The organism is Aestuariispira insulae, from assembly GCF_003385955.1.
Lineage (GTDB): Bacteria > Pseudomonadota > Alphaproteobacteria > UBA8366 > Aestuariispiraceae > Aestuariispira > Aestuariispira insulae.
The window spans coordinates 2501-5634 of sequence record NZ_QRDW01000028.1 but is presented as its reverse complement, the minus strand read 5'-3'; the positions used below and the strand labels follow the sequence as shown (position 1 = coordinate 5634).

The following is a 3134-nucleotide window of genomic DNA, read 5'->3' as shown; positions in this document are numbered from 1 at the left end:
GCGGGGGTTTTTATTTGGTTGCGGGAGCAGGATTTGAACCTGCGACCTTCAGGTTATGAGCCTGACGAGCTACCGGGCTGCTCCATCCCGCGTCAAAGACTTTGTTTTTGACGCTCCACCGTATTTATTCCGAAGGAATGCCAGGTGGCGCGACAAGGGTATTATCCCTTTTCAGTGTTTTCACACCAATTTATTGCACTTCGATCAGGCATATATTTATAGAGATGTCTGAGGGAAGTGGAGGAATAGGTTATCGTGAAGGTAAGTTATCTTGATGGAAGACCTGGCGGCGACCTACTCTCCCGCGTCTTAAGACGAAGTACCATTGGCGCAGAGGGCTTTCACTTCCGAGTTCGGGATGGGATCGGGTGGATCTTCCCTCGCCATAACCACCAGGTCATCGATCAAGATAACGTCAGTCATTGATAAGACTGAGTGAAGCACATAAGAGATCGTTTGTGTTTTGAGTTGGTCGAGCTTTTTGAGCTGCGACTGAGCTTGTATTGAACATGAGATTTTTGCTGCTGAGCGCGGCGAGGATGTGTTGAAGCCGATCGAATGATTAGTACCAGTAAGCTTCATATGTTACCACACTTCCACACCTGGCCTATTAACGTGGTGGTCTTCCACGGTTCTCAGCGAGACCTAGTTTTGAGGGGGGCTTCCCGCTTAGATGCCTTCAGCGGTTATCCTTTCCGCACATAGCTACCCGGCTGTGCCACTGGCGTGACAACCGGTCCACCAGAGGTGCGTCCATCCCGGTCCTCTCGTACTAGGGACAGCTCCTCTCAAGTCTCGTACACCCACGGCAGATAGGGACCGAACTGTCTCACGACGTTCTAAACCCAGCTCACGTACCACTTTAAATGGCGAACAGCCATACCCTTGGGACCTGCTCCAGCCCCAGGATGTGATGAGCCGACATCGAGGTGCCAAACACCCCCGTCGATGTGGACTCTTGGGGGGTATCAGCCTGTTATCCCCGGCGTACCTTTTATCCGTTGAGCGATGGCCCTTCCATGCGGGACCACCGGATCACTATGACCGACTTTCGTCTCTGTTCCACCTGTCGGTGTCACAGTCAGGCGGGCTTATGCCATTGCACTCGTCAGCTGATTTCCGACCAGCCTGAGCCCACCATCGCGCGCCTCCGTTACTCTTTGGGAGGCGACCGCCCCAGTCAAACTACCCACCACGCAGGGTCCCGGATCCGGATAACGGACCGCGGTTAGATATCAAAAGTCACAAGGGCGGTATTTCAAGGATGCCTCCACCAAACCTGGCGGCCTGGTTTCAAAGGCTCCCGCCTATCCTACACATATAAATTCTGATACCACTGCGAAGCTGTAGTAAAGGTGCACGGGGTCTTTCCGTCTGACCGCGGGAACTCCGCATCTTCACGGAGAGTTCAATTTCGCTGAGTCTGCGTTGGAGACAGTGGGGCAGTCGTTACGCCATTCGTGCAGGTCGGAACTTACCCGACAAGGAATTTCGCTACCTTAGGACCGTTATAGTTACGGCCGCCGTTTACCGGGGCTTCAATTCGGTGCTTGCACACCTCCTTTTAACCTTCCGGCACCGGGCAGGCGTCAGACCCTATACGTCGTCTTACGACTTCGCAGAGCCCTATGTTTTTAATAAACAGTCGCCACCCCCTAGTCTGTGCCACCCGCCTCTGGTTGCCCAAAGACGGGTCTCCCTTCTCGCGAACTTACGGGAGTATTTTGCCGAGTTCCTTCAACGCAGTTCTCTCAAGCGCCTTGGTATACTCTACCATCCCACCTGTGTCGGTTTCGGGTACGGTCTAAAGTTGGAGCTATTTCCTGGGACAGCTTCACTGCCTCCACCAATCCGATAAGGGGAGACAATTTACGCCATCCGTCACATTCCAACAGGCCCAGGAATATTAACCTGGTTCCCATCGCCTACGGCTTTCGCCCTCGGCTTAGGGGCCGGCTCACCCTGCGTGGATTAACCTTGCGCAGGAACCCTTGGGATTTCGGCGAGAGTGTTTCTCACACTCTTTATCGCTACTCATGTCAGCATTCGCACTTCCGATACCTCCAGCAACCCTCACGGATCACCTTCAGCGGCTTACGGAACGCTCCGCTACCACTCAGATCAAAGATCTGAATCCGCAGCTTCGGTGTATAGCTTGAGCCCCGGTACATCTTCGGCGCAAGACGGCTTATTTAGACCAGTGAGCTATTACGCTTTCTTTAAAGGATGGCTGCTTCTAAGCCAACCTCCTGGTTGTCATGGCCTTCTCACATCCTTTCCCACTTAGCTATAACTTAGGGACCTTAGCTGGCGGTCAGGGCTGTTTCCCTCTCGACTATGGACCTTAGCACCCACAGTCTGTCTGCCATGCTGTACTCTTCGGTATTCGGAGTTTGGTTAGGTTTGGTAAGGCTCGCGCCCCCCTAGCCCATCCAGTGCTCTACCCCCGAAGGTAAACACATGACGCACTACCTAAATAGTTTTCGCGGAGAACCAGCTATTTCCGGGTTTGATTGGCCTTTCACCCCTAACCACAGGTCATCCAGTAACTTTTCAACGTTATCTGGTTCGGCCCTCCAATGCATGTTACTGCATCTTCAGCCTGCCCATGGCTAGATCACCCGGTTTCGGGTCTAATCCAACGAACTCAGACGCCCTATTAAGACTCGCTTTCGCTGCGCCTACACCTATCGGCTTAAGCTTGCTCGTTAGATTAAGTCGCTGACCCATTATACAAAAGGTACGCCGTCACGGATCAAGTCCGCTCCGACTGCTTGTAGGCATCCGGTTTCAGGGTCTGTTTCACTCCCCTTATCGGGGTGCTTTTCACCTTTCCCTCACGGTACTGGTTCACTATCGGTCGCATAGGAGTACTTAGGCTTGGAGCATGGTCGCCCCATATTCAGGCAGAATTTCACGTGTTCCGCCCTACTCAAGGATCATATACCGCCTGTACCTGTACAGGACTATCACCTACTATGGTCAGACTTTCCAGACTGTTCCAGTTGACGATATATAACCACTGGCCTGGTCCCCGTTCGCTCGCCACTACTAAGGGAGTCTCAATTGATTTCCTTTCCTCCGGGTACTTAGATGTTTCAGTTCCCCGGGTTTGCTTCCCCACCCTATATATT

1 tRNA gene and 2 rRNA genes (1 of these 3 cut by a window edge) are annotated in these 3134 nt (G+C 52.8%); all 3 read right to left on the bottom strand.

The window, feature by feature from the left end:
- Positions 1-15: 15 nt before the first annotated feature.
- Positions 16-92 (bottom strand) — tRNA-Met (locus tag DFP90_RS22395).
- Positions 93-281: 189 nt separating this feature from the next.
- A 5S ribosomal RNA gene (rrf, locus tag DFP90_RS22390) occupies positions 282-397 on the bottom strand.
- A 144-nt stretch (positions 398-541) separates the two neighbouring features.
- A 23S ribosomal RNA gene (locus DFP90_RS22385) occupies positions 542-3134 on the bottom strand; it runs 154 nt beyond the window's last position.